General features: G+C 61.5%; 24 protein-coding genes and 2 pseudogenes. 19 read left to right on the top strand and 7 right to left on the bottom strand.

Annotated features, from left to right (window positions below):
* Window positions 1-31 precede the first annotated feature (31 nt).
* Window positions 32-706, bottom strand: coding sequence for a DNA repair protein RadC (radC, locus tag C4J87_RS25250; RefSeq protein ID WP_124368817.1), 675 nt, complete (start codon window positions 704-706; stop codon window positions 32-34).
* Between the two features lie 153 nt (window positions 707-859).
* On the opposite strand from radC, the gene coaBC reads away from it, so the two are divergent.
* The 4 genes and pseudogenes from coaBC (at window position 860) to argB (ending at window position 5,115) form a co-directional block, all read left to right on the top strand.
* On the top strand, window positions 860-2,068 hold the full coding sequence (coaBC, locus tag C4J87_RS25255; protein ID WP_048723622.1) for a bifunctional phosphopantothenoylcysteine decarboxylase/phosphopantothenate--cysteine ligase CoaBC: 1,209 nt from the start codon (window positions 860-862) through the stop codon (window positions 2,066-2,068).
* Between the two features lie 5 nt (window positions 2,069-2,073).
* On the top strand, window positions 2,074-2,529 hold the full coding sequence (gene dut / locus C4J87_RS25260; RefSeq protein ID WP_124368818.1) for a dUTP diphosphatase: 456 nt from the start codon (window positions 2,074-2,076) through the stop codon (window positions 2,527-2,529).
* A 257-nt stretch (window positions 2,530-2,786) separates the two neighbouring features.
* A pseudogene (locus C4J87_RS25270) lies at window positions 2,787-4,190 on the top strand (phosphomannomutase/phosphoglucomutase); the annotation flags it as partial.
* A 19-nt stretch (window positions 4,191-4,209) separates the two neighbouring features.
* Entirely contained in the window at window positions 4,210-5,115 is a 906-nt protein-coding gene (gene argB, locus C4J87_RS25275) for an acetylglutamate kinase (protein ID WP_124368820.1), read from the top strand.
* A 204-nt stretch (window positions 5,116-5,319) separates the two neighbouring features.
* Here argB and pyrE read toward each other — a convergent pair whose 3' ends face one another.
* Window positions 5,320-5,964 (bottom strand): orotate phosphoribosyltransferase, encoded by a 645-nt coding sequence (gene pyrE, locus C4J87_RS25280; RefSeq protein WP_003195489.1) that lies wholly within the window; start codon window positions 5,962-5,964, stop codon window positions 5,320-5,322.
* Between the two features lie 82 nt (window positions 5,965-6,046).
* On the opposite strand from pyrE, the gene C4J87_RS25285 reads away from it, so the two are divergent.
* Window positions 6,047-6,826, top strand: coding sequence for an exodeoxyribonuclease III (locus C4J87_RS25285; RefSeq protein WP_003195493.1), 780 nt, complete (start codon window positions 6,047-6,049; stop codon window positions 6,824-6,826).
* A gap of 58 nt (window positions 6,827-6,884) precedes the next feature.
* On the opposite strand, the gene C4J87_RS25290 is transcribed toward C4J87_RS25285, so the two are convergent.
* Together C4J87_RS25290 and rph are read right to left on the bottom strand one after the other, a co-directional pair.
* On the bottom strand, window positions 6,885-7,256 hold the full coding sequence (locus tag C4J87_RS25290) for a DUF4870 domain-containing protein (protein ID WP_124364976.1): 372 nt from the start codon (window positions 7,254-7,256) through the stop codon (window positions 6,885-6,887).
* Between the two features lie 22 nt (window positions 7,257-7,278).
* The gene (gene rph / locus C4J87_RS25295) at window positions 7,279-8,001 is read right to left on the bottom strand and encodes a ribonuclease PH (protein ID WP_124368821.1); all 723 of its coding nucleotides are present in this window, start codon (window positions 7,999-8,001) and stop codon (window positions 7,279-7,281) included.
* A gap of 184 nt (window positions 8,002-8,185) precedes the next feature.
* Here rph and C4J87_RS25300 point away from each other — a divergent pair, with 184 nt between their 5' ends.
* The 6 genes from C4J87_RS25300 (at window position 8,186) to C4J87_RS25325 (ending at window position 13,497) form a co-directional block, all read left to right on the top strand.
* Window positions 8,186-9,049 (top strand): YicC/YloC family endoribonuclease, encoded by an 864-nt coding sequence (locus tag C4J87_RS25300; protein WP_124368822.1) that lies wholly within the window; start codon window positions 8,186-8,188, stop codon window positions 9,047-9,049.
* Window positions 9,050-9,059: 10 nt separating this feature from the next.
* Window positions 9,060-9,680, top strand: a complete 621-nt coding sequence (gmk, locus tag C4J87_RS25305) for a guanylate kinase (RefSeq protein WP_003213284.1) — start codon at window positions 9,060-9,062, stop codon at window positions 9,678-9,680.
* 167 nt (window positions 9,681-9,847) lie between these two features.
* A complete protein-coding gene (gene rpoZ, locus C4J87_RS25310) occupies window positions 9,848-10,111 on the top strand; it encodes a DNA-directed RNA polymerase subunit omega (protein WP_003176920.1) in 264 nt (87 codons plus the stop codon).
* Window positions 10,112-10,171: 60 nt separating this feature from the next.
* The gene (gene spoT, locus C4J87_RS25315; protein ID WP_124368823.1) at window positions 10,172-12,277 is read left to right on the top strand and encodes a bifunctional GTP diphosphokinase/guanosine-3',5'-bis pyrophosphate 3'-pyrophosphohydrolase; all 2,106 of its coding nucleotides are present in this window, start codon (window positions 10,172-10,174) and stop codon (window positions 12,275-12,277) included.
* A 39-nt stretch (window positions 12,278-12,316) separates the two neighbouring features.
* Window positions 12,317-12,697: a RidA family protein gene (locus tag C4J87_RS25320; protein ID WP_003176922.1), complete on the top strand. Its 381-nt coding sequence runs from the start codon at window positions 12,317-12,319 to the stop codon at window positions 12,695-12,697.
* A 56-nt stretch (window positions 12,698-12,753) separates the two neighbouring features.
* Window positions 12,754-13,497, top strand: coding sequence for a hypothetical protein (locus tag C4J87_RS25325; protein WP_124368824.1), 744 nt, complete (start codon window positions 12,754-12,756; stop codon window positions 13,495-13,497).
* Between the two features lie 62 nt (window positions 13,498-13,559).
* Here the strand turns inward: C4J87_RS25325 and C4J87_RS25330 are convergent, their stop codons facing one another.
* Entirely contained in the window at window positions 13,560-14,411 is an 852-nt protein-coding gene (locus C4J87_RS25330) for an SDR family oxidoreductase (protein WP_124368825.1), read from the bottom strand.
* A 189-nt stretch (window positions 14,412-14,600) separates the two neighbouring features.
* On the opposite strand from C4J87_RS25330, the gene exbB reads away from it, so the two are divergent.
* The 8 genes and pseudogenes from exbB to C4J87_RS25375 form a co-directional block, all read left to right on the top strand.
* Complete coding sequence (exbB, locus tag C4J87_RS25335) at window positions 14,601-15,557, top strand: tonB-system energizer ExbB (RefSeq protein WP_124368826.1); 957 nt, start codon at window positions 14,601-14,603, stop codon at window positions 15,555-15,557.
* A gap of 6 nt (window positions 15,558-15,563) precedes the next feature.
* Entirely contained in the window at window positions 15,564-15,989 is a 426-nt protein-coding gene (gene exbD, locus C4J87_RS25340; RefSeq protein WP_003195519.1) for a TonB system transport protein ExbD, read from the top strand.
* Window positions 15,986-16,732 carry an energy transducer TonB gene (locus tag C4J87_RS25345; protein ID WP_124364984.1) on the top strand — a complete coding sequence of 249 codons (747 nt, stop codon included), beginning with the start codon at window positions 15,986-15,988 and terminating at the stop codon, window positions 16,730-16,732. Before exbD ends, C4J87_RS25345 begins: the two co-directional genes overlap by 4 nt.
* A 159-nt stretch (window positions 16,733-16,891) precedes the next feature.
* On the top strand, window positions 16,892-17,812 hold the full coding sequence (locus C4J87_RS25350) for a hydrogen peroxide-inducible genes activator (RefSeq protein ID WP_124368827.1): 921 nt from the start codon (window positions 16,892-16,894) through the stop codon (window positions 17,810-17,812).
* 8 nt (window positions 17,813-17,820) lie between these two features.
* The gene (gene recG / locus C4J87_RS25355) at window positions 17,821-19,896 is read left to right on the top strand and encodes an ATP-dependent DNA helicase RecG (RefSeq protein ID WP_124368828.1); all 2,076 of its coding nucleotides are present in this window, start codon (window positions 17,821-17,823) and stop codon (window positions 19,894-19,896) included.
* Window positions 19,897-19,973: 77 nt separating this feature from the next.
* Entirely contained in the window at window positions 19,974-21,374 is a 1,401-nt protein-coding gene (locus C4J87_RS25360) for an aminoacyl-tRNA deacylase and HDOD domain-containing protein (protein ID WP_124368829.1), read from the top strand.
* 493 nt (window positions 21,375-21,867) lie between these two features.
* Window positions 21,868-22,125 (top strand): DUF6124 family protein, encoded by a 258-nt coding sequence (locus tag C4J87_RS25370; protein WP_124368831.1) that lies wholly within the window; start codon window positions 21,868-21,870, stop codon window positions 22,123-22,125.
* Window positions 22,126-22,131: 6 nt separating this feature from the next.
* A pseudogene (locus C4J87_RS25375) lies at window positions 22,132-22,341 on the top strand (histidine kinase); the annotation flags it as partial.
* Between the two features lie 120 nt (window positions 22,342-22,461).
* Here the strand turns inward: C4J87_RS25375 and C4J87_RS25380 are convergent.
* Window positions 22,462-22,836, bottom strand: a complete 375-nt coding sequence (locus C4J87_RS25380) for a hypothetical protein (RefSeq protein ID WP_032803751.1) — start codon at window positions 22,834-22,836, stop codon at window positions 22,462-22,464.
* A 124-nt stretch (window positions 22,837-22,960) separates the two neighbouring features.
* Window positions 22,961-23,884: a type VI secretion system-associated lipoprotein TagQ gene (tagQ, locus tag C4J87_RS25385; RefSeq protein WP_124368832.1), complete on the bottom strand. Its 924-nt coding sequence runs from the start codon at window positions 23,882-23,884 to the stop codon at window positions 22,961-22,963.
* Window positions 23,885-23,938: the final 54 nt, after the last annotated feature.

Genomic DNA, 23,938 nt, shown 5'->3' on the forward strand with positions numbered 1-23,938 from the left:
GCAAGCCGATTTGTGGCTTGCAGCTGCCCCTCTACATCCATCCATATTCCGCCATCGACAACGGATCACCATCGCCCACGATGATGTGATCCAGCACCCGCACGTCCACCATTTCCAAGGCCTTCTGGAGAACTTTGGTCAACTTCCGATCAGCGGCGCTTGGATCCGCGCTTCCCGAAGGATGGTTGTGGCACAGGATCAATGCCGCCGCGTTGTACGCCAGCGCGCGCTTGACCACTTGCCGGGGATAGACCACAGCGGTATCGATAGTGCCGTGGGACAGCGCTTCGAAACCCAGCACTCGATGTTTGGAGTCGAGAAACAGGCAGCCAAACACCTCGTGAGTTTCATGACGCAGCAGCGCCTTGAGGTATTCGCGCACGGCCAGCGGACTCTCCAGCACCGAATCGTTGCGCAGGCGCTCGGCCATATGGCGCCGGGACATTTCCAGCACCGCCTGCAACTGGGCAAACTTCGCCGGCCCCAGGCCCAACTGCTGATTGAACAGCGCCTGGCTGGCTTCCAGCAGCGGGCGCAGGCCGCCGAATTGCGCCAATAAATGGCGCGCCAGGTCCACCGCACTCCTGCCAGAAACTCCGGTGCGCAGGAAGATCGCCAGCAATTCGGCATCGGACAGACTGGCCGCGCCCCACTCCAAAAGCTTCTCTCGCGGCCGCTCGGCAGCAGGCCAATCGCGAATACTCATCCCACCTCCTCTCCATGATGTACGCCGCATGCGCCGCTGTTGCCAGACGGACGCTGTGTTATCGTAGGCCCTCTTTTTGCATGCGATTTCACCTGGGGAGGGGTCATCGCAGGCGTCACTGAACTGGCTTCACTGAACTGGAAAGGCAAACCAATGCAGCGTCTGTATCGGAAACGCATCGTTCTCGGCGTCGGCGGCGGCATTGCCGCCTACAAGAGCGCAGAGCTGGTTCGCAGGCTCCTGGACCAAGGCGCCGAAGTGCGCGTGGTCATGACCCGTGGTGGCAGTGAGTTCATCACCCCGCTGACCATGCAGGCCTTGTCCGGCCACCCGGTTCACCTGGACCTGCTGGACCCGGCGGCCGAAGCCGCCATGGGCCATATCGAACTGGCCAAATGGGCCGACCTGGTACTGATCGCGCCGGCCACCGCCGACCTGATCGCGCGCCTGGCCCAGGGCATCGCCGATGACCTGCTGACCACCCTGGTACTGGCCACCGACGCCACCGTCGCCATCGCCCCGGCGATGAACCAGGCCATGTGGCGCGACCCGGCCACCCAGGCCAACACCCAGCTTCTGCAAAGCCGTGGCCTCAAGGTCTTCGGCCCGGCGTCCGGCAGCCAGGCCTGCGGCGACGTCGGCATGGGCCGCATGCTCGAAGCCACCGACCTGGCGCTGTGCGCTGCCGAGTGCTTCCAGCACCTGGCCCTGACCGGCAAACATGTACTGATCACCGCTGGCCCGACCCAGGAAAACATCGACCCGGTGCGCTACATCACCAACCATAGCTCAGGAAAAATGGGCTTTGCCCTGGCTGAAGCCGCGGTTGAGGCAGGCGCACGTGTCACCCTGATCACCGGCCCGGTGCATCTGCCGACGCCTGATCGGGTGACGCGAATCGACGTAGTCAGCGCCCGGGACATGCTGGCGGCCTGTGAGGCTGCCATTCCGTGCGACCTGTTCATCGCCTCGGCAGCGGTTGCAGACTACCGACCGGAAGTCGTTGCGCCGCAAAAGCTCAAGAAAGACCCTACAAGCGGTGATGGCCTGCTCCTGCAAATGGTGCGCAACCCGGACATCCTGGCCACCATCGCCACCCGTCCGGATCGTCCGTTCAGCGTCGGTTTTGCCGCCGAGACTGAACATTTGCTGGACTACGCCGCACGCAAATTGAAAGACAAAAACCTTGATCTGATCGTTGCCAATGACGTCGCCAACCCGAGCATCGGCTTCAACAGCGAGGAAAATGCCATCAGCGTGATCGACCGCGAGTTGCACGCCACCGTTTTCGCCCAGACCAGCAAGGGCAAGATCGCCCGCCAACTGATCTCTTTTATCGCCCAACGGCTGAACCAGGTTTAATGTCCATGCACGCTTTGCAAGCCAAGATCCTCGACCCCCGCATCGGTAGTGAATTCCCACTGCCGGCCTACGCTACCCCAGGCTCCGCTGGCCTGGACCTGCGCGCCATGCTCAAGCAAGACACTGTCCTTGAGCCGGGCCAGACCCTTCTGATCCCCACCGGCCTGTCGATCTACGTCGGCGACCCAGGCTTGGCAGCCCTGATCCTGCCGCGCTCCGGCCTGGGCCATAAACACGGCATCGTGCTGGGCAATCTGGTGGGCCTGATCGACTCCGACTACCAGGGCGAGTTGATGGTGTCGTGCTGGAACCGCGGCCAGACCGCGTTCAACATTGCTGTCGGCGAGCGTATTGCCCAACTGGTACTGGTGCCGGTGGTACAGGCACATTTCGAACTGGTGCAGGAATTCGACGAAACCCAGCGGGGCGCCGGCGGTTTCGGGCATTCCGGCAGCCACTGACTAAGCTGAACCTGGCCGGATGCGATTGTCCGGCCAGACGCCACCGCCCGGCTTTTCAGGATGAAGAATACGCATACGGCATCAGCGATTTTTCTACAATAAAATCAAAGGATTACGTACACATAAGCACGCCGCCGAAGCGCCGATGGCACTTTTACACCACGAACTCTCTGCCGAAAACGCCGTCATACCCTTCAGTTTGAGCCTGCCGGCCAGCCACACCAGGCCAGCCTTGCCCCCTTTCAGATGGAGTTCTTCCCGCGATGAGTACCGCAGCCCGTGTAGCCCCGACTTTTCCCGATAGCATCTTTCGTGCCTATGACATTCGCGGCGTGGTGCCCAAAACCCTGACCGCCGAAACCGCCTACTGGATCGGCCGCGCCATCGGCGCGCAGAGCCTGGCCCAGGGCGAACCGAATGTTTCGGTGGGCCGTGACGGCCGCCTGTCCGGCCCGGAGCTGGTGGAGCAACTGATCCAGGGCCTGGCAGACAGCGGTTGCCATGTCAGCGACGTCGGGTTGGTGCCCACGCCTGCGTTGTACTACGCCGCCAACGTGCTGGCCGGTAAATCCGGCGTCATGCTTACCGGCAGCCACAACCCGTCGGACTACAACGGTTTCAAGATCGTCATCGCCGGCGACACCCTCGCCAACGAACAGATCCAGGCCCTGCACACGCGCCTGAAAACCAACGACCTGACCAGCGGCACCGGCAGCATCACCAAGGTCGACATCCTGCAGCGCTACTCCGACGAAATCACCCGCGACGTCAAGCTCGACCGCCGCCTGAAAGTGGTGGTGGACTGCGGCAACGGCGCGGCCGGCGTGATCGCACCGCAATTGCTCGAAGCCCTGAACTGTGAAGTGATCCCGCTGTTCTGCGAGGTCGATGGCAACTTCCCCAACCATCACCCGGACCCAGGCAAGCCTGAAAACCTGGTGGACCTGATCGCCAAGGTCAAGGAAGTGGGCGCCGACGTGGGCCTGGCCTTCGACGGCGACGGCGACCGTGTAGGGGTGGTGACCGAAACCGGCGAGATCGTGTACCCGGACCGCCTGTTGATGCTGTTTGCCCGTGACGTGGTGGCGCGCAATGCCAACGCCGAAATCATCTTCGACGTTAAGTGCACCCGCCGCCTCACGCCGCTGATCAAGGAATACGGCGGTCGCCCGCTGATGTGGAAAACCGGACATTCGTTGATCAAAAAGAAAATGAAGGAAACCGGCGCCTTGCTGGCCGGCGAAATGAGCGGTCACGTGTTCTTCAAGGAGCGCTGGTTCGGTTTCGACGACGGCATTTACAGCGCTGCGCGCCTGCTGGAGATCCTCAGCAAGGAAAAATCCACGGCGCAAGAGCTGTTTCAGACTTTCCCCAACGATATTTCTACGCCAGAGATCAATATCCATGTGACCGAGGAGAGCAAATTCAGCATCATTGACGCACTGCACGATGCGCAATGGGGTGAAGGCGCCAACCTGACCACCATTGATGGTGTGCGAGTCGATTACGCCAAAGGCTGGGGCCTGGTTCGCGCGTCCAACACCACACCGGTGCTGGTGCTGCGCTTCGAGGCGGATACCGAGGCTGAGTTGCAGCGCATCAAGGACGTCTTCCACGTCCAGTTGAAACGTGTTGCCCCTGATCTCCAATTACCGTTCTGATTTTTTACCGGAGCCCTGAATGACCCTCGAACGCGAAGCCGCTGCCAACACCGCCAAGGTCCTGTCCGAAGCGTTGCCTTACATTCGACGCTACGTCGGCAAGACGCTGGTGATCAAGTACGGCGGCAATGCCATGGAAAGCGACGAGCTGAAAACCGGCTTTGCCCGCGACATCGTGATGATGAAAGCCGTGGGGATCAACCCGGTTGTCGTCCACGGTGGTGGACCGCAAATCGGCGATCTGCTCAAGCGCTTGTCGATCGAGAGTCACTTCATCGATGGCATGCGCGTCACTGACGCGCAGACCATGGACGTGGTGGAGATGGTGCTCGGTGGCCAGGTCAACAAAGACATCGTCAACCTGATCAACCGCCACGGCGGCAGCGCCATCGGCCTGACCGGCAAGGATGCGGAACTGATCCGCGCGAAAAAACTGACCATGACCCGTCAGACGCCGGAGATGACCCAGCCGGAAATCATCGACATCGGCCAGGTGGGGGAAGTGATCGGCATCAACACCGATCTGCTCAACCTGCTGGTCAAGGGTGACTTCATCCCGGTGATCGCGCCCATCGGCGTGGGCGTCAACGGTGAGTCCTATAACATCAACGCCGACCTGGTAGCGGGCAAGGTGGCAGAGGCACTGAAAGCTGAAAAGCTGATGCTGCTGACCAACATCGCCGGCCTGATGGACAAGCAAGGCAAGGTGTTGACCGGCCTGACTACGCAACAAGTCGACGAACTGATCGCCGATGGCACCATCTATGGCGGCATGCTGCCGAAAATCCGCTGCGCGCTGGAAGCCGTGCAAGGCGGCGTCGGCAGCTCGCTGATCCTCGACGGCCGGGTGCCAAATGCAATCCTGCTGGAAATCTTTACCGATACCGGTGTGGGTACGTTGATCAGCAATCGCAAGCGTTCTTAGGTTCCAGAAAACAAAAAGGCCCCGCTCAATCGAATTGAGCGGGGCCTTTTTTATGTAGGCGATTAAGTTGAACTGCGGTAATCCAAATGTGGGAGGGGGCTTGCTCCCGATAGCGGTGGCTCAGTGCTGGATATACCGGCTGATACACCGCCATCGGGAGCAAGCCCCCTCCCACATGAGCCCTCACCGGCATGAAGTTCTGTGTCAGACGCCAAACTGCTCGCGATACGCCCGCACCGCCGGCAAGTGCTGCTTAAGCTGCGGATCATCTTCCAGGAACTGCAACACCTGGTTCAACGACACAATGCTCACCACCGGAATGCCGAAGTCACGCTCCACTTCCTGGATCGCCGACAACTCACCGTTGCCACGCTCCTGGCGGTTCAGTGCGATCAGCACACCCGCGGCCTTGGCGCCGTCCTGGGAAGCGATGATCTGCATCACTTCACGGATCGCGGTGCCGGCGGTAATCACGTCATCGATGATCAGCACATCGCCCGTGAGCGGCGCGCCCACCAGGCTGCCGCCTTCGCCGTGGGCCTTGGCTTCCTTGCGGTTGAAGCACCACGGCAGGTCCTGCCCATGATGTTCCGCCAGCGCCACCGCAGTAGCCGCAGCCAGGGGAATGCCCTTGTAGGCCGGGCCAAACAGTACGTCGAAGGAAATACCGCTTTCAACAATGGCCGCGGCGTAGAAACGCCCCAGTTGAGCCAGGGCCGAACCCGAGTTGAACAGGCCAGCATTGAAGAAATACGGGCTGGTGCGCCCGGACTTGAGGGTGAACTCACCGAAGCGCAAAACCCCGCGATCGATGGCAAAACGAATGAAATCGCGTTGATACGCCTGCATGAAAAAAGCCTCAGATACCACGGATTTAGCTAATTAGGTAGACGGCGTGTATCATACACGCACGCGATTTTTGGGGCCATTTATGCGGATCATCAGTGTGAACGTTAATGGTATTCAGGCTGCAGTCGAGCGTGGTTTGCTCAGTTGGCTGCAAGCACAGAATGCCGACGTCATCTGCCTGCAGGACACCCGCGCCTCCGCCTTTGAACTGGACGACCCAGCCTTCCAACTGGATGGCTACTTCCTTTATGCCTGCGATGCCGAAGTGCCCACCCAAGGTGGCGTGGCTTTGTACTCGCGGTTGCAACCCAAGGCGGTCATCAGCGGCCTCGGCTTCGAGACAGCCGACCGCTACGGGCGCTACCTGCAAGCCGATTTCGACAAGGTCAGCATCGCGACCTTGCTGCTTCCTTCGGGGCAGAACGGCGATGAAGACTTGAACCAGAAATTCAAGCTAATGGACGACTTCGCCCGTTATCTGGATAAACAGCGACGCAAACGTCGCGAGTACATTTATTGTGGCTCGCTGTACGTGGCGCAACAGAAGCTGGATATCAAGAACTGGCGCGACAGCCAGCAATCCCCGGGTTTCCTGGCGCCGGAACGGGCCTGGATGGACGAGATTGTCGGCAACATGGGCTATGTCGATGCCCTGCGCGAAGTCAGCCGCGAAGGCGACCAGTACAGCTGGTGGCCGGATAACGAACAGGCTGAAATGCTCAACCTGGGTTGGCGTTTCGACTACCAGCTGCTGACCCCAGGTCTGCGCCGGTTCGTACGCAGTGCCCGCTTGCCGCGCCAGCCGCGCTTCTCGCAGCACGCACCACTGATCGTGGACTACGACTGGACCTTGACCATCTGAGGTCTTTTTCCAGGCACAAAAAAACCGACAGCGATGTCGGTTTTTTTGTGGATGGCTATTATTTGACCAGACGCCAGGTCAGAGGATAGCGATAGGCGATCCCCTTGTTGGCCTTGATACTGCCGATGATGGTCAGCACTACCGTGGCAATCGCCAGGGCAATCATCAGGAAGAAACCAATCACTGCGAAGGCCAGCACGATGCAAGCGATCCAGGCGATGGCGACGGTGATCTGGAAATTCAGGGCTTCCTTGCCCTGATCATCAATAAACGCATCCTGCTCCTTCTTCATCTGCCAGAGGATCAGTGGCCCCACAACGCTGCCGAAAGGGAACACGAATCCCAGAAACGCCGCGAGATGGCACAACATTGCCCCCTGCCGCACTTCATAGGAAGGCGCAGGCACCGGCATTTGGCTGTTGTCATTCATGGCGTTTCTCCTTGAGATCGGCTCAGTCAGCCAGTGCGGCGTTCTGCAGTTCGAAAATTTCGTTCATGCCTTTCTGCGCCAAGGCCAGCATGGCGTTCAGTTCAGCTGGCTGGAATGGCGCGCCTTCGGCGGTGCCCTGCACTTCGATGAAACCACCGGTGCTGGTCATGACCACGTTCAGGTCGGTCTCGGCGGCCGAGTCTTCCAGGTAGTCCAGGTCCAACACCGGCTCGCCCTGGTACATGCCCACCGAGACGGCGGCGATCATTTGCTTGAGCGGGTCGCCGCCTTTGAGGCCGCCACGCTTCTTGATCACTTTCAGTGCATCAACCAGGGCCACCATGGCGCCGGTGATCGAGGCGGTGCGGGTGCCGCCGTCGGCCTGGATCACGTCGCAATCGACGTACAGGGTCACGTCGCCCAGCTTGGTCATGTCCAGGGCTGCGCGCAGGGAACGGCCGATCAGGCGCTGGATTTCCAGGGTACGCCCGCCCTGCTTGCCACGGCTGGCCTCACGCTGGTTACGCTCGCCAGTGGCGCGCGGCAGCATGCCGTATTCAGCGGTCAACCAACCCTGGCCCTGGCCTTTGAGGAAGCGCGGCACGCCGTTCTCGACGCTGACGGTGCAGATGACCTTGGTATCGCCAAACTCGACCAGTACGGACCCCTCGGCGTGTTTGGTGTAGTTGCGGGTGATGCGGATCGAGCGGAGCTGATCGGCAGCGCGACCACTTGGACGTTTCATAGGGAATACCTGTACTGAGGACGAAAAACTGCCGAGCATTATAGAGCCGCCAGTCGATTCGGGGCACTTCTTAAAATCCGGTTACGAATGCGCATGTTTGGGCGCCTCCTGCGCACTGCGCTACAATCCTGCGCCTTCTTAACCACCAGCCCGTGTTTGCGGGACTGTAACGCGAGGTACCTCCATGGTGCACAGCATGACCGCCTTTGCCCGCGTCGAAAAAGCCGGCGCACAAGGCACCCTGAGCTGGGAACTGCGCTCGGTCAACAGCCGCTACCTGGAGCCGCATCTGCGCCTGCCGGAGTCGTTCCGCGACCTCGAGGGCGCCGTGCGTGAAGCGCTGCGCCAGGGCATTTCCCGCGGCAAGCTGGAATGCACCCTGCGCTTTACCGAAGAAACCACCGGCAAACCCTTGCAGGTCGACCGCGACCGCGCCGCGCAACTGGTGGCTGCCGCTGAAACCATCGCCAGCCTGATCAAGCAGCCGGCCGCGCTGAACCCCCTGGAAGTGCTGGCCTGGCCCGGCGTGCTGGTGGCCGACGCCACCGACCCGCAAGCCCTCAACGCCGAGGCCCTGGCCCTGTTCAACCTGGGCCTCAAGGAACTCAAGGCCGGCCGCGAGCGTGAAGGCGCCGAGCTGGCGCGGTTGATCAGCGAGCGCTTGAGCTCAATCGAAGAAGACGTCGTCACCCTGCGTGAGCTGGTGCCGCAGATGCTCGCCACCCAGCGCCAGAAGGTCCTGGACCGCTTCGCCGACATGAAGGCCGACCTCGACCCGGTGCGCCTGGAGCAGGAAATGGTCCTGCTGGCACAAAAGAGTGACGTCGCCGAAGAGCTCGATCGCCTGAGCACCCACATCCTCGAAGTGCGCCGGGTGCTCCAGTCCGGTGGTGCCGCCGGTCGGCGCCTGGACTTCCTGATGCAGGAACTCAACCGCGAAGCCAATACACTGGGCTCCAAAGCGTTCGATCCGCGCAGCACCACGGCTGCGGTCAACCTCAAAGTGTTGATCGAGCAAATGCGCGAACAAGTACAGAATATTGAGTAAGGCACCCTCCATGACCCACAGCACCGGCACCCTTTACATCATTTCCGCCCCTTCGGGCGCGGGCAAGAGCAGCCTGGTCAAGGCCCTGACCGACGCTGACGAGCAGATCCGCATCTCGGTTTCCCACACCACGCGCGCCATGCGCCCGGGTGAAGTGAACGGCGTGCACTATCACTTCGTCGAGCGTACCGAGTTCGTCAAGATGATCGAGCACGGTGACTTCCTGGAGCGCGCCGAAGTGTTCGGCAACCTCTATGGCACCTCGCAAAGCCATCTGCAGCAGACACTGGATGAAGGCCATGACCTGATTCTGGAAATCGACTGGCAGGGCGCCGAACAAGTGCGCCAGCTGATGCCCAAGGCGCGCTCGATCTTCATCCTGCCGCCCTCGCTTGAAGCCCTGCACCAGCGCCTGACCAACCGCGGCCAGGACAGCGACGAGATCATCGAGGGCCGCATGCGCGAAGCCGTCAGCGAAATGAGCCACTACGTCGACTACGACTACCTGATCATCAACGACGATTTTGCCCACGCGCTGGATGATTTAAAGGCGATTTTCCGCGCCAACCAGCTGCAGCAAAAGCGTCAACAGCAGCGTTTCGGCAAATTACTCGCCGAACTGCTCGGCTGATTGGCCCTTCCCAAAACCGCTGCAAGGGCTTTACATTGGCACTTGCAGCGGTTTTGCGAGGGTCTGCGAAAAATCAGCGCTTCCCTAAACGCTGGTGATTTTTTAAACTGCTCAGTCCGCTCGCCCAACCGGGCAGCGCGCATCTTGCATTCGCTCCGAGGAATACCATGGCCCGCGTAACCGTTGAAGACTGCCTAGAACACGTGGATAACCGCTTTGAGCTGGTCATGCTCTCTACCAAGCGTGCCCGTCAACTGGCCACTGGCGGCAAAGAGCCCCTGGTCCAGTGGGAAAACGACAAGCCTACCGTTGTAGCCCTGCGTGAAATCGCAGAAGGCCTGATGAGCTATGAGTTCATCGCCAACGCTGAAATCGTTGAAGACGAACCGCTGTTCGCAGCGTTCGAGGACGAGTCCAACGAGGCCGTCTAAGCCTATGCCTGGTCGACGTAGCACGGCGCGGGGTCACAGCCTTCGGCAGGAGTTCACACTTTGCCGAGCATAGACGCCCTCGCCGATCGCTTATCGGCCTACCTCGGCCCCGACCAGGTCAACCTGATCCGCCGAGCGTATTTCTACGCCGAACAAGCCCACGACGGCCAACGCCGCCGCAGTGGCGAGGCGTATGTCACGCATCCTCTTGCCGTGGCAAACATTCTTGCCGACATGCACATGGACCATCAGAGTTTGATGGCCGCGATGCTGCATGACGTGATCGAAGACACCGGCATCGCCAAGGAAGCGCTCAGCGCGCAATTTGGCGAAACCGTGGCCGAGCTGGTCGACGGGGTCAGCAAACTGACCCAGATGAACTTCGAGACCAAGGCCGAAGCCCAGGCGGAAAACTTCCAGAAGATGGCCATGGCCATGGCCCGCGATATCCGCGTGATCCTGGTCAAGCTGGCCGACCGGCTGCACAACATGCGCACGCTGGAAGTGCTCTCCGGCGAAAAACGCCGGCGAATCGCCAAGGAAACCCTGGAAATCTACGCGCCCATCGCCAACCGGCTGGGCATGCACGCCATTCGTATCGAGTTCGAAGACCTCGGTTTCAAGGCCATGCACCCGATGCGCTCTGCGCGCATCTACCAGGCGGTCAAGCGCGCCCGGGGCAACCGCAAGGAAATCGTCAACAAGATCGAAGAGTCCCTGAGCCATTGCCTGGCGATCGACGAGATCGAAGGCGAAGTCAGCGGGCGGCAGAAACACATCTACGGCATCTACAAGAAGATGCGCGGCAAGCGTCGGGCCTTCAACGAGATCATGGACGTGTATGCGTTCCGGATCATCGTCGACAAGGTCGACACCTGCTACCGCGTGCTGGGCGCTGTACATAATTTGTACAAACCGCTGCCGGGGCGCTTCAAGGACTACATCGCGATTCCCAAGGCCAACGGCTACCAGTCGCTGCATACCACGCTGTTCGGTATGCACGGCGTGCCGATCGAGATCCAGATCCGCACCCGCGAAATGGAAGAGATGGCCAACAACGGCATCGCTGCCCATTGGCTGTACAAATCCAGCGGCGATGAGCAGCCCAAAGGCACCCATGCCCGTGCCCGCCAGTGGGTCAAGGGCGTGCTGGAGATGCAGCAACGTGCCGGCAACTCCCTGGAATTCATCGAAAGCGTAAAGATCGACCTGTTCCCGGACGAGGTCTACGTGTTCACGCCCAAAGGCCGGATCATGGAGCTGCCCAAAGGCTCCACGGCGGTCGACTTTGCCTACGCCGTGCATACCGATGTGGGCAACAGCTGCATCGCCTGTCGGATCAATCGTCGTCTCGCGCCGCTGTCCGAACCGCTGCAAAGCGGCTCCACGGTGGAGATCGTCAGTGCCCCAGGCGCGCGACCGAATCCGGCCTGGCTCAACTTCGTCGTGACCGGCAAGGCGCGTACGCACATCCGCCACGCCTTGAAACTGCAGCGGCGTTCCGAATCCATCAGCCTGGGCGAACGCCTGCTGAACAAGGTGCTCAACGGTTTTGACAGCGCCTTGGACAAGGTTCCGCAGGAGCGCGTGCAAGCGATGCTTCACGAGTATCGCCAGGAAACCATCGAGGACCTGCTCGAAGACATCGGCCTGGGCAACCGCATGGCCTACGTGGTTGCGCGCCGCCTGCTCGGCGAAGGCGAACAGTTGCCAAGCCCCGAAGGCCCGCTGGCGATTCGCGGCACCGAGGGCCTGGTGCTCAGCTATGCCAAATGCTGCACTCCGATCCCGGGCGACCCGATTGTCGGCCACCTGTCGGCGGGCAAAGGCATGGTGGTGCACCTGGACAACTGCCGCAATATCAGCGAAATCCGGCACAACCCGGAAAAATGCATCCAGCTTTCGTGGGCCAAGGATGTCACCGGCGAATTCAATGTCGAGCTGCGCGTGGAGCTGGAGCACCAGCGTGGCCTGATCGCGCTGCTGGCCAGCAGCGTCAACGCGGCCGACGGCAATATCGAGAAAATCAGCATGGACGAACGCGATGGGCGCATCAGCGTGGTCCAGCTGGTGGTCAGCGTGCACGACCGCGTGCACCTGGCCCGCGTGATCAAGAAACTGCGTGCCTTGACCGGGGTGATTCGCATCACCCGCATGCGTGCGTAGTTCTTCAAACAAGCCATCGCCTATTACAAGGAGTCATTCATGACCAAGACAGTAATCACCAGTGACAAAGCCCCGGCCGCCATCGGTACTTATTCCCAGGCGATCAAGGCGGGCAATACCGTCTACATGTCCGGCCAGATCCCGCTGGACCCAAAGACCATGGAACTGGTGGAAGGCTTTGAAGCACAGACCGTACAGGTCTTCGAAAACCTCAAGTCCGTGGCTGAAGCGGCTGGCGGTTCGTTCAAAGACATCGTCAAGCTGAACATCTTCCTCACCGACCTGAGCCACTTCGCCAAGGTCAACGAGATCATGGGCAAGTACTTCGAACAGCCGTACCCAGCCCGCGCCGCCATCGGCGTCGCTGCCCTGCCAAAGGGCGCGCAGGTTGAAATGGACGCGATTCTGGTCATCGAGTAAAAGCACCCGGCGCAGCCTCAACCGCTGCGCCGACTTTGTTTCAGAAGGATTTAGTCATGCGCAAAGCGCTTATTGCCTCTTCGTTGCTCGCCTTGCTGCTCGGCGGCTGTGCCAGCAACCCTGCCAATCTGGATGTGAGCGGTACCTGGATCAACCAGGCCGCCATCGATGCGGCAGCCAAGGGCGGCCCTTTGCGTGAAGCCTTGCAGACCTTTGGCCCGAACCTCGAATGGGAGGTCAACACCAAGGCCCTGCAGGCACGCTACTACAACGGTTTTGAAGTGGCGGAAGGCAAGTTGCTGGCGCAAAAGCCCGGCGCCTGGAGCGTGGACTTCTACGGCAGCTCTGCCACCGAGCTCAAGCGCAGAGGCAAAAAGCTGCTGCAGGTGGCCAACGACAACGAGCCTGAGCAACTGTTCACGCGCTCCAAGGACCCGGCTCCGGAGGGCGCGCCACTGGGCGCCAACTTCGAGCGGGCGCTTTATGCGGCGTACTTGGGCGTAGACTGGAAGATCACCGACGGTGTCGGTAATGGCGCCACGGTACAGTTCCAGGCCAACGGCAAAGTCGCCGGCCTGCCTGGCGCTGATCAGTATTCGCTGTGCCTGGCCGGGGATTGCGCCTCCATGAGCGGCGGCTACGACAGCCTTTGGCTGCAGGAGAATGGCGTGGGCAACCCGTGGATCTTTGCGCGCAAAGGCAAGCAGCTGGAAATCTTCCAGGCGATCAACACCGCGCAGGCGGATGAAGTGCCCCAGTTCACGCCAGGCCCGCGCCAATGGCTGCTTGAAAAGCAATAACCGCTGCGACACAGATCCAAATGTGGGAGTGGGCTTGCCCCCTCCCACATTTTTAATCGAGTTCAGCCCTTCAGGATCGCTGCATAGCCTTCGCGATAAGTCGGATACGTCGGCTTCCAGCCCAGCGCCTTGATGCGCGCATTGCTGCACTGCTTGCTGCCCGCACGCCGCACACTGGCGTCCTCGGACCACTCCGTCACGCCCAGATACTCGCGCAACCAACCCACCACCTCGGCCAATGGCGCCGGCGCATCGTCGACCCCGATATAAACCTTGTCCAGCGAACCGCCCTGCTCCACATACCGCAACAAAAACGCCAACAAGCCCGCCGCGTCATCGGCGTGAATCCGGTTGCCATATAAAGGCGGGTCGACGGCTACGCGATAACCCTGCCGAACCTGTGTCAGCAGCCACTCGCGGCCCGGGCCATAAATGCCGGTCAGCCGCACGACGCTCGCGGGGATGCCACCATTGAGTGCCACTTGCTCGGCTTCGAGCATGACTTGGCCGGAATAACCCTTCGCCTGTGTTTCAGAGGTTTCGTCGACCCACTCGCCATTCTGCTGCCCATATACGCTGCTGCTGGACACAAACAGCAAATGCCTGGGCGCCTGGCCGTAATCGCCCAGCCACTCCAGCACATGCTGCAACCCTTGCACGTAGGCAGCGCGGTAACCGGCCTCATCGTGGTCGGTGGCCGCAGCGCAGTACACCAGGTAATCCACTCCGCCGATCGGCCAAGTGTCGGGACAGGCTTTATCGAACAGATCACCGGCGATGCCGATCACGCCGGCGGGAAGGCGCGAAATATCGCGGCGCAGGCCATGCACCTCCCAGCCTGCGGCCAGCAATTGGCTAGCCAGCCGACTACCCACATCGCCGCAACCGGCAATCACAACAGAAGGCGCAGACATCATAAAACTCCATTCTCAAAGGCGCAGATTAGCCGCGCGAGAGGATCAACGGCCAGTAAAAAGCGAAATAAAGTAACAGTGCCACTTTAGTTAACAAGAATTACTTGCAATAATAACCACCCATTTGTCCTCGACCCACAGGGGTCTGGCAGGACGATCACCCATTATTTTCTCTCAGGTCCGGCCAGCATGACACGTCATACAAACCCCGCTTCGCCAACCAAGCCTCACAGCCCATCCCGCGCCTGGCGTGCGATTGCTGCGATGCTGTTCAGCGTACTGCTGGCGCCGACCGCCGCCTTCGCTGATGCCACCGCACCTGCCGCGCCAGCCGCTGCCGAGCAGAATACCGCCACCCCGGCTGCGCCAACCGACCCGGCCCAGGCTGCAGCTCCTGCCGACGGCACTGGCGTAGTGCTGGAAGAAGACAACACCCTGGGCATGGCCCATGACCTGTCCCCGTGGGGCATGTACCAGAACGCCGACGTGGTGGTGAAAGCCGTGATGATCGGCCTGGCTATCGCCTCTATCATTACCTGGACCATCTGGATCGCCAAAGGCTTCGAGCTGCTGGGCGCCAAGCGTCGTCTGCGCACTGAAATCGTCCACTTGAAGAAGGCCGCCACCCTCAAGGAAGCGAGTGAAACCGCCACCAAGAAGGGCACCCTGGCCAACCTGCTGGTGCATGACGCCCTGGAAGAAATGCGCCTGTCGGCCAACACCCGCGAAAAAGAAGGCATCAAGGAACGCGTCAGCTTCCGCCTGGAGCGCCTGGTGGCCGCGTGCGGTCGCAACATGAGCAGTGGCACCGGCGTGCTGGCGACCATCGGTTCCACCGCCCCCTTCGTCGGCCTGTTCGGTACCGTGTGGGGCATCATGAACAGCTTCATCGGCATCGCCAAAACCCAGACCACCAACCTCGCCGTGGTTGCTCCCGGCATCGCCGAAGCCTTGCTGGCTACGGCCCTGGGCCTGGTTGCCGCGATCCCAGCGGTGGTGATCTACAACGTCTTCGCCCGTTCGATCGCCGGCTACAAGGCCCAGGTATCGGACGCGTCGGCAGAAGTCCTGCTGCTGGTCAGCCGCGACCTCGATCACCTGCCTACCGAGCGCAGCTCGCAACCGCACATGGTGAAAGTGGGGTAATCGGCCATGGGCCTGCATTTGAATCAAGGCGACGACGAGCTCGTCGAGAATCACGAAATCAACGTCACGCCGTTTATCGACGTGATGCTGGTGCTGCTGATCATCTTCATGGTGGCGGCACCGTTGGCTACCGTGGACATCAAGGTTGACCTTCCCGCGTCCAGCGCCAAGCCGGCGCCACGCCCGGAGAAGCCGATTTTTCTCAGCGTGAAGGCCGACCAGCGCCTGTTCCTGGGCGAAGAAGAAGTCAAGGCTGAAACCCTGGGACCGGTGCTCGATGCCAAGACCCAAGGCAAGAAAGACACGACGATCTTCTTCCAGGCCGACAAGGGCGTGGACTACGGCGACCTGATGAGCGTGATGGACGCCTTGCGGGCAGCCGGCTACCTCAAGGTAGGCCTGGTCGGACTTGAGACGGCAGCCAAGAAATGATCACGACGCGCCACAAACTGACGCGTTATGGCAGCAGCCTCGCAGTCGTGCTGGGCGTGCATGCCGTCGCGATCATCATCGCGCTTAAATGGTCCGCGCCGCAGGCGATCCCGTTGCCTCCGGCCGCGATGGTCATCGACCTGGCGCCCCTGCCGGCGCCACCGCCGCCGCCTGCACCGCCCAAGGTCGTTGCGCCACCGCCACCACCGGTCGAAGAGCTGCCGCTGCCGAAGTTGGCCGAGGCGCCCAAGCCGACGATCCAGGTGCCTAAGCCGGTCAAGCCAAAGCCCAAGCCACAACCGCCCAAGCCGGTGGAGAAGAAGCCCGAGCCGCCCAAGGAGAAACCTTCCGAGGAGCCACCGAGCGACACGCCGCCGAGCAACGCGCCTGCGCAGAAATCCGCCCAGCCCGCTCCGGGCCCGTCGGCGCAACAGCTTGCCGCCCAGGCCTCCTGGCAAAGCACCCTGCTGGCGCACCTGCAGAAGTACAAGAAGTACCCGCCGGGCGCCCAGCAACGTGGCAAGGAAGGCATGAACCGCTTGCGCTTCGTGGTCGATGGCGAAGGCAATGTGCTGTCCTACGAGTTGGAGGGCCGCTCCGGCAACGCCGACCTGGACCGCGCCACGCTGGAGATGATCCGCAAGGCTCAACCCCTGCCCAAACCACCGGCCGACCTGTTGAAAAACGGCAGTGTGGAACTCGTCGCACCGTTTGTTTACAACATCGATAAACGTCGCCGCTAGCAGGGCAATGTGGAGGGGGGCTGGCTCCCTTCCACATTCAACGGCAGCGAATCAGCAAAATTACCGACAGTCCTCGCTCAATCCCCAGCAAAGTTCTGATAACGTGCGTCTATCGATTGCAGCCGGTATGCTTGGCCCGCAACCTCATGGACGCCCGCTATGACTCTTACAGAATTACGCTACATCGTGACCCTCGCCCAAGAACAGCACTTCGGCCACGCGGCCGAGCGTTGCCACGTCAGCCAGCCGACGCTGTCGGTGGGCGTGAAAAAGCTCGAAGACGAACTCGGTGTGCTGATTTTCGAGCGCAGCAAGAGCGCCGTGCGCCTCACCCCGGTGGGCGAAGGCATCGTTGCCCAGGCCCAGAAGGTGCTGGAACAAGCGCAAAGCATTCGCGAGCTGGCCCAGGCCGGCAAGAACCAGCTGACCGCACCGCTCAAGGTCGGCGCCATCTACACCGTCGGCCCGTACCTGTTCCCCCATCTGATCCCGCAACTGCACCGCGTCGCGCCGCAGATGCCGCTGTATATCGAAGAAAACTTCACCCACGTGCTGCGCGACAAACTGCGCAACGGCGAGCTGGACGCGATCATCATCGCCCTGCCGTTCAATGAGGCGGACGTGCTGACCCTGCCGCTCTACGACGAGCCGTTCTACGTGCTGATGCCCGCCTCGCACCCATGGACCCAGAAGGAAACCATCGACGCCGGCCTGCTCAATGACAAGAGCCTGCTGCTGCTCGGTGAAGGCCACTGCTTCCGCGACCAGGTGCTGGAAGCCTGCCCGACCCTGACCAAAGGCAACGACGGCGCCAAGCACACCACGGTGGAATCCAGCTCCCTGGAGACCATTCGCCACATGGTCGCGTCCGGCCTGGGTATTTCGATCCTGCCGTTGTCGGCGGTAGACAGCCATCACTACGCCCCCGGCGTAATCGAAGTGCGCCCACTTACGCCGCCGGTGCCCTTCCGTACCGTGGCAATCGCCTGGCGCGCCAGCTTTCCACGGCCAAAAGCCATCGAGATCCTCGCCGACTCGATCCGCCTGTGCTCGGTGGCCAAACCGTCTGCTGCGAGCTGAGTAACGGTATGACTGAGCTGTCGCAGGTGCCGGTGACGGCACTCAAGGGTGTCGGTGAGGCCATGGCCGAGAAACTCGCCAAGGTCGGCCTGGAAAACCTTCAGGACGTGCTGTTCCACCTGCCGCTGCGCTATCAGGATCGCACCCGCGTCGTGCCCATCGGCCACTTGCGTCCCGGCCAGGACGCGGTGATCGAAGGCACCGTCAGCGGCGCCGACGTGGTGATGGGCAAGCGCCGCAGCCTGGTGGTGCGCCTGCAGGACGGCACCGGTGGCCTGAGCCTGCGCTTCTACCATTTCAGCAATGCGCAGAAAGAAGGCCTCAAGCGCGGCACCCGCGTGCGTTGCTACGGCGAAGCGCGTCCGGGGGCCTCGGGCCTGGAGATCTACCACCCGGAGTACCGCGCCATTACCGGCGACGAACCACCGCCGGTGGACACCACCCTCACGCCGATCTACCCGCTGACCGAAGGCCTCACCCAGCAACGCCTGCGCCAGTTGTGCATGCAAACCCTGACGATGCTCGGCCCGCAAAGCCTGCCCGACTGGTTGCCGCTGGAGCTGGCCCGCGACTATCAACTGGCGCCTCTGGCGGATGCGATTCGCTACCTGCATCACCCGCCGGCTGACGCCGATGTCGACGAACTCGCCCTCGGCCATCACTGGGCGCAGCATCGCCTGGCCTTTGAAGAGCTGCTGACCCATCAACTGTCCCAGCAGCGCCTGCGCGAAAGCATGCGCTCGCTGCGCGCACCGGCGATGCCCAAAGCCACGCGCCTGCCCGCGCAATACCTGGCCAACCTGGGCTTCGCACCGACCGGCGCGCAGCAACGCGTCGGCAATGAAATCGCCTATGACCTCAGCCAGCAGGAACCGATGCTGCGCCTGATCCAGGGCGATGTGGGCGCGGGCAAGACCGTGGTCGCCGCCCTCGCCGCCTTGCAGGCCCTGGAAGCCGGTTACCAGGTCGCGTTGATGGCGCCCACGGAAATTCTCGCTGAGCAACACTTCATCACCTTCAAACGCTGGCTCGAGCCGCTGGGCCTGGAAGTCGCGTGGCTGGCCGGCAAGCTCAAGGGCAAGACGCGCGCAGCGGCGCTGGAGCAGATTGCCGGCGGCGCACCGATGGTGGTGGGCACCCATGCGCTGTTCCAGGATGAAGTGCAGTTCAAGAACCTGGCCCTAGTGATCATCGACGAACAGCACCGCTTCGGCGTGCAACAGCGCCTGGCCCTGCGCCAGAAAGGCGTGGGTGGGCGCATGAACCCGCACCAGTTGATCATGACCGCCACGCCCATCCCGCGCACCCTGGCGATGAGTGCCTACGCCGACCTCGACACCTCGATTCTCGACGAACTGCCGCCCGGCCGTACGCCGGTCAACACCGTGCTGGTCACCGACACGCGACGCGTCGAAGTGATTGAACGCGTGCGCGGCGCCTGCGCCGAAGGCCGCCAGGCGTACTGGGTGTGTACGCTGATCGAAGAGTCCGAGGAGCTGACCTGCCAGGCCGCCGAAACCACCTATGAAGACCTCACCAGTGCCCTTGGTGAGCTCAAGGTCGGGCTGATCCACGGCCGTATGAAACCTGCCGAAAAAGCTGCAGTGATGGCCGAGTTCAAGGCCGGTAACCTGCAATTGCTCGTGGCCACCACCGTGATCGAGGTCGGCGTGGACGTGCCCAACGCCAGCCTGATGATCATCGAGAACCCCGAACGCCTGGGCCTGGCCCAACTGCACCAATTGCGCGGCCGTGTCGGGCGGGGCAGCGCCGCCAGCCACTGCGTGCTGCTGTATCACCCGCCGCTGTCGCAGATCGGCCGCCAACGGCTGGGCATCATGCGCGAAACCAACGACGGCTTTGTCATCGCTGAAAAAGACCTCGAGCTGCGCGGCCCGGGAGAAATGCTCGGTACCCGCCAAACCGGTTTGCTGCAATTCAAGGTCGCCGACCTGATGCGCGACGCCGACCTGTTGCCCGCAGTGCGCGATGCGGCGCAGGCGCTGCTGGAACGCTGGCCTGAGCATGTCAGCCCGCTGCTCAACCGTTGGCTGCGGCACGGGCAGCAATACGGCCAAGTGTGACAGCCGACTCACTTATCCGACCTACACCTCTACCAAGCTGGTTATACTCCAATGAATGAAAAAAATTGGATCAGGCCATGTCAGAAGTTGCCCTCGCTACCGCCCCACTGACCGCCCCGCCGGTCATTCGGGCGTTGCTCGCAAAGCTCGCCATCCCCTACACGGAAGTCGCCGAACAGACGGGCCTGAACCCTGCGCGAAAGGTCCAGGCGGTACTGCTCGAAGATGCCGTCGGCGCGCTCATGGTGCTGTTCCCCCAGAGCCAGTTGCTCGACCTCAACCGCCTTACCGAGCTCACCGGTCGCCGCCTCACCGCCGTGGCGCCGGAGCGCGTCGAGCGCATGCTGGGCAAGCATGAGCTGAACCTGCTGCCGGGCCTGCCGCCGCTCACCAGTTCGCCGTGCCTGTATGAAGGCAGCTTGCTCAACGAGCCGAGTTTATTGGTGCATTCGGGCGAAGCCGGGTTGCTGCTGGAAATCGCCAGCGAGCACTTCAAGACCATGCTGACCAAGGCCAGTGCGGCTCAGTTCGGCGAGCCCCTGAGCAACATTCGCCCCAACCTCGACCGTCCCAATGATGACCGTGAGGAAATCACCCAGGCGATGCAGGCATTCACTGCCCGCCGTATTCAGCAACGCCTGGAAGCGACCATCGAGATTCCGCCACTGGCCGACACCGCGCAGAAGATCATCAAGCTGCGCGTCGACCCCAACGCCACCATCGACGACATCACCGGCGTGGTGGAAACCGACCCGGCCCTGGCCGCCCAGGTGGTGAGTTGGGCGGCGTCGCCCTACTACGCTTCGCCGGGCAAGATCCGCTCGGTGGAAGACGCCATCGTGCGCGTGCTGGGCTTCGATCTGGTGATCAATCTGGCGCTGGGCCTGGCCCTGGGTAAAACCCTGAGCCTGCCCAAGGACCGCCCGCATCCGTCCACGCCGTACTGGCACCAGTCGATCTACACCGCCGCCGTGATCGAAGGCCTGACCCGCGCCATGCCCCGCGCCCAGCGCCCGGAAGCCGGCCTGACCTACCTCGCAGGGTTGCTGCACAACTTTGGTTACCTGCTGCTGGCCCATGTGTTCCCGCCGCACTTTTCGCTGATCTGCCGCCACCTGGAGGTCAACCCGCACCTGTGCCACAGCTACGTGGAACAACACCTGCTGGGCATCAGCCGCGAGCAGATCGGCGCCTGGCTGATGCGTTACTGGGACATGCCGGACGAACTGTCCACCGCCCTGCGCTTCCAGCATGACCCGAGCTATGACGGGCAGTACGCCGAATACCCGAACCTGGTGTGCCTGGCCGTGCGCCTGTTGCGCAGCCGAGGAATCGGTTCCGGGCCGGATGAAACCATCCCGGATGCACTGCTTGAGCGTCTGGGCTTGAGCCGGGAAAAGGCTGAAGACGTGGTTGGCAAGGTGCTGGATGCCGAAGTGTTGTTGCGCGAACTAGCCTCGCAGTTCAGCCAGCATTGAATCTGTCGACAGTCACACTGCTATCGGGGGCAAGCCCCCTCCCACACTTAACCGAGTTCCAGCTGTGGAATGCGGTCGAATGTGGGGGGGCTTGCCCCCGATGAATCCACCTCGGTTTAACTGAACGCTTACTTCTTTTTCTTCGGCTTGGCTGGCGCAAAGCCAAACAACTGTCCGTTCGGCTAGAAACAGAAACGTCTTACAAGGCGTTGAGGTTGCCGCTAGGACACTCAATCTCTAGTCTCAGTGCACCGTTGCACAATCAGCGGTCGGGCGTCGCGGCCCGTATTTCTTCAGACGCAAAAGCGTCATCGTGTCCTTTCAGTTGGCGCTTTTTTGTCGTCTACTGTGCGGCGCTATGGCGGCTGTGCGCGGGATACCTTCGGGTATGCCGATGTTCTGGAGAGTCGGTCCGCGAACCTGCGTACAGCTGCCACCCCCATCGCGTCGCGGCGATCAATGGCAGCTCCTTTAATATCTCCGGAGTTTCACCATGATCAAACCCACCCCAAATCCCCCAATCGATCCAGCACCTAGCGTGCTATTCACCGTGAAAGACGGCATCCCCACGCAAGACCTACTGGTCAACCTCAGCGAAACACTGGCCTCGGCCAATGCGCTGAGTTGCGACCTGGCCTTTGACCTTGAAGGACCGAAACGAGAGGAACTGCTGGGCGTTACGCAGTTAATCGAACTGGCACAGTTGCTGGCTGATCGAGTACTCACTGTCTCGGGGCAAGTAAACCCATGAGATGTCGGGCAGTACGCCGAACACCCGAACCTGGTGTGCCTGGCCGTGCGCCTGTTGCGCAGCCGAGGAATCGGTTCCGGGCCGGATGAAACCATCCCGGATGCACTGCTCGAGCGCCTGGGCTTGAGCCGGGAAAAGGCTGAAGACGTGGTTGGCAAGGTGCTGGATGCCGAAGTGTTGTTGCGCGAACTAGCCTCGCAGTTCAGCCAGCACTGAACCTGATCATTCCCACGCTCCGCGTGGGAATGCATCCCGTGACGCTCCGCGTCACCACTTAAGAGCGGACGCGGAGCGTCCAAAGCGGCATTCCCACGCAGAGCGTGGGAACGATCACGCCTACTTCTTTTTCTTCGGCTTCAGATACTTGGTCAACCCCTGAAACCAGATCACCAGCGCCGGGTTGCCCTTGATCTGGATCGACTTGTCCTGAATCCCCGTCATGAACGCCAGTTGCTTGTTCTTCGCCTGCATCGTGGCGAAGCCGTAGGCGGCGTCTTTGAAGGCAATCGCAAAGGCAGGCTCAGGGTGTACACCCGAGCGGCTGGTGATGCGCTGGTCTTTGACGATGAAGTGACGGGCAACCTTGCCGTCGAGGGTCTGCAACTGGAAGGCCAGGTCTTTGTCACCTAGCTGCTGCTGGAAGGCGGGGTTGGTGCGGCTGGCTTTGCCCATCATCAGGCCCAGCACCCACAGGAGAAGACGAAATTTCATGCACACGGCCTCGGTGTAATTATTGAGTGGCCGCAGCAGTGTAACGATTTGCAAACAGAACGCCACCGATCTCGCGCTTTAGCGGGAGATCGGTTGACGTTTAACGCTTATAGCAACAGGTTACTTAAACGTTAGGGCAAGGAACCGGGGCCCAGTCGGCCAGGTTTGGATCGCGGCAGCTGCCTTCGAGCTGAGCCTTGCCGGAGCTGGCGACCTGCTTGCTTTCAGCCTGCTTGGCCTGAACGGTCTGGATGCTCTTCTCGGTGGTCACCGCTTCTTTCGGCACAGTCGGGAGCACGGGTTTCTTGGCCGGCTTCACGGCTTTCTTGCCTTTGGCCGGAGTGACCACAGGCGTGGTGTCGGCGGTGGCCACGGTCACCACGTCGCTACGCTGCACGCCAACCTGCTGCAGGTCTTTCTCGTAGGCCTGGGTGTAGTTGTTGAGGTCTTCGCTGGCTTTGCCGTTGACTGCAACGATCAGGTCATTGGATTCCTTCAGGCCCGCAACGATTTCCGCCAGGCGCTTGCGGCCCTCGGTGTCGTTGACGGTCTTGGCCTTGCGGTCTGCGACCAGCTTGGTGAATGCGCTCTGGTAGCACTGTTGCGAGGCCTTGGCATAGGCGGTGCTGCGGTCGATGTCCGAGGCGCTTTTGTTGAAGTCGGTGGAGTAGGAAGCGATGCGCTGGTTGTCATCGCTGATCTGCTTCTGACGCTCGGTGTAGTAGCCCGCCGCGCCACCCGCCAGGGCGCCGCCCGCTGCGCCGATAGCGGCGTTGCGGCCGCGCTTTTCCTTGTCGCCGGTCAGGGCGCCCAGCAAGGCACCGCCGGCCGCGCCGATGGCTGCGCCGGTCACCACCGACTTGGTCATGTTCGAATCGGTAGCACGCAGGTGCTGCACCGGCTCGTAGCAGTTGGGGTAGTACTCAACCTTGGTGCTCGACGCGACCTTGGACGCAGGCGACGTTGCGCAACCGGTCAACACGGTGCTGAAACCGGCCGCAATCAGCAGCAGGTGACGCTTGGAAACCGACTTACGGGAAAAAAGCATAGGTGTGATCTCTATTAAGTTTGACTTGCCCAGCACGGCCCACCGCCGCCTGAG

Origin of the sequence: Pseudomonas sp. R1-43-08 (assembly GCF_003852255.1) — a bacterium.
Classification (GTDB): domain Bacteria; phylum Pseudomonadota; class Gammaproteobacteria; order Pseudomonadales; family Pseudomonadaceae; genus Aquipseudomonas.

Bases quoted from the DNA above. Each gene is read 5' to 3' on its own strand.
- radC (WP_124368817.1), bottom strand. From the start codon at position 706: ATGAGTATTCGCGATTGGCCTGCTGCCGAGCGGCCGCGAGAGAAGCTT.
- coaBC (WP_048723622.1), top strand. From the start codon at position 860: ATGCAGCGTCTGTATCGGAAACGCATCGTTCTCGGCGTCGGCGGCGGC.
- dut (WP_124368818.1), top strand. From the start codon at position 2,074: ATGCACGCTTTGCAAGCCAAGATCCTCGACCCCCGCATCGGTAGTGAA.
- argB (WP_124368820.1), top strand. From the start codon at position 4,210: ATGACCCTCGAACGCGAAGCCGCTGCCAACACCGCCAAGGTCCTGTCC.
- pyrE (WP_003195489.1), bottom strand. From the start codon at position 5,964: ATGCAGGCGTATCAACGCGATTTCATTCGTTTTGCCATCGATCGCGGG.
- C4J87_RS25285 (WP_003195493.1), top strand. From the start codon at position 6,047: ATGCGGATCATCAGTGTGAACGTTAATGGTATTCAGGCTGCAGTCGAG.
- C4J87_RS25290 (WP_124364976.1), bottom strand. From the start codon at position 7,256: ATGAATGACAACAGCCAAATGCCGGTGCCTGCGCCTTCCTATGAAGTG.
- rph (WP_124368821.1), bottom strand. From the start codon at position 8,001: ATGAAACGTCCAAGTGGTCGCGCTGCCGATCAGCTCCGCTCGATCCGC.
- C4J87_RS25300 (WP_124368822.1), top strand. From the start codon at position 8,186: ATGGTGCACAGCATGACCGCCTTTGCCCGCGTCGAAAAAGCCGGCGCA.
- gmk (WP_003213284.1), top strand. From the start codon at position 9,060: ATGACCCACAGCACCGGCACCCTTTACATCATTTCCGCCCCTTCGGGC.
- rpoZ (WP_003176920.1), top strand. From the start codon at position 9,848: ATGGCCCGCGTAACCGTTGAAGACTGCCTAGAACACGTGGATAACCGC.
- C4J87_RS25320 (WP_003176922.1), top strand. From the start codon at position 12,317: ATGACCAAGACAGTAATCACCAGTGACAAAGCCCCGGCCGCCATCGGT.
- C4J87_RS25325 (WP_124368824.1), top strand. From the start codon at position 12,754: ATGCGCAAAGCGCTTATTGCCTCTTCGTTGCTCGCCTTGCTGCTCGGC.
- C4J87_RS25330 (WP_124368825.1), bottom strand. From the start codon at position 14,411: ATGTCTGCGCCTTCTGTTGTGATTGCCGGTTGCGGCGATGTGGGTAGT.
- exbB (WP_124368826.1), top strand. From the start codon at position 14,601: ATGACACGTCATACAAACCCCGCTTCGCCAACCAAGCCTCACAGCCCA.
- exbD (WP_003195519.1), top strand. From the start codon at position 15,564: ATGGGCCTGCATTTGAATCAAGGCGACGACGAGCTCGTCGAGAATCAC.
- C4J87_RS25345 (WP_124364984.1), top strand. From the start codon at position 15,986: ATGATCACGACGCGCCACAAACTGACGCGTTATGGCAGCAGCCTCGCA.
- C4J87_RS25350 (WP_124368827.1), top strand. From the start codon at position 16,892: ATGACTCTTACAGAATTACGCTACATCGTGACCCTCGCCCAAGAACAG.
- recG (WP_124368828.1), top strand. From the start codon at position 17,821: ATGACTGAGCTGTCGCAGGTGCCGGTGACGGCACTCAAGGGTGTCGGT.
- C4J87_RS25360 (WP_124368829.1), top strand. From the start codon at position 19,974: ATGTCAGAAGTTGCCCTCGCTACCGCCCCACTGACCGCCCCGCCGGTC.
- C4J87_RS25370 (WP_124368831.1), top strand. From the start codon at position 21,868: ATGATCAAACCCACCCCAAATCCCCCAATCGATCCAGCACCTAGCGTG.
- C4J87_RS25380 (WP_032803751.1), bottom strand. From the start codon at position 22,836: ATGAAATTTCGTCTTCTCCTGTGGGTGCTGGGCCTGATGATGGGCAAA.
- tagQ (WP_124368832.1), bottom strand. From the start codon at position 23,884: ATGCTTTTTTCCCGTAAGTCGGTTTCCAAGCGTCACCTGCTGCTGATT.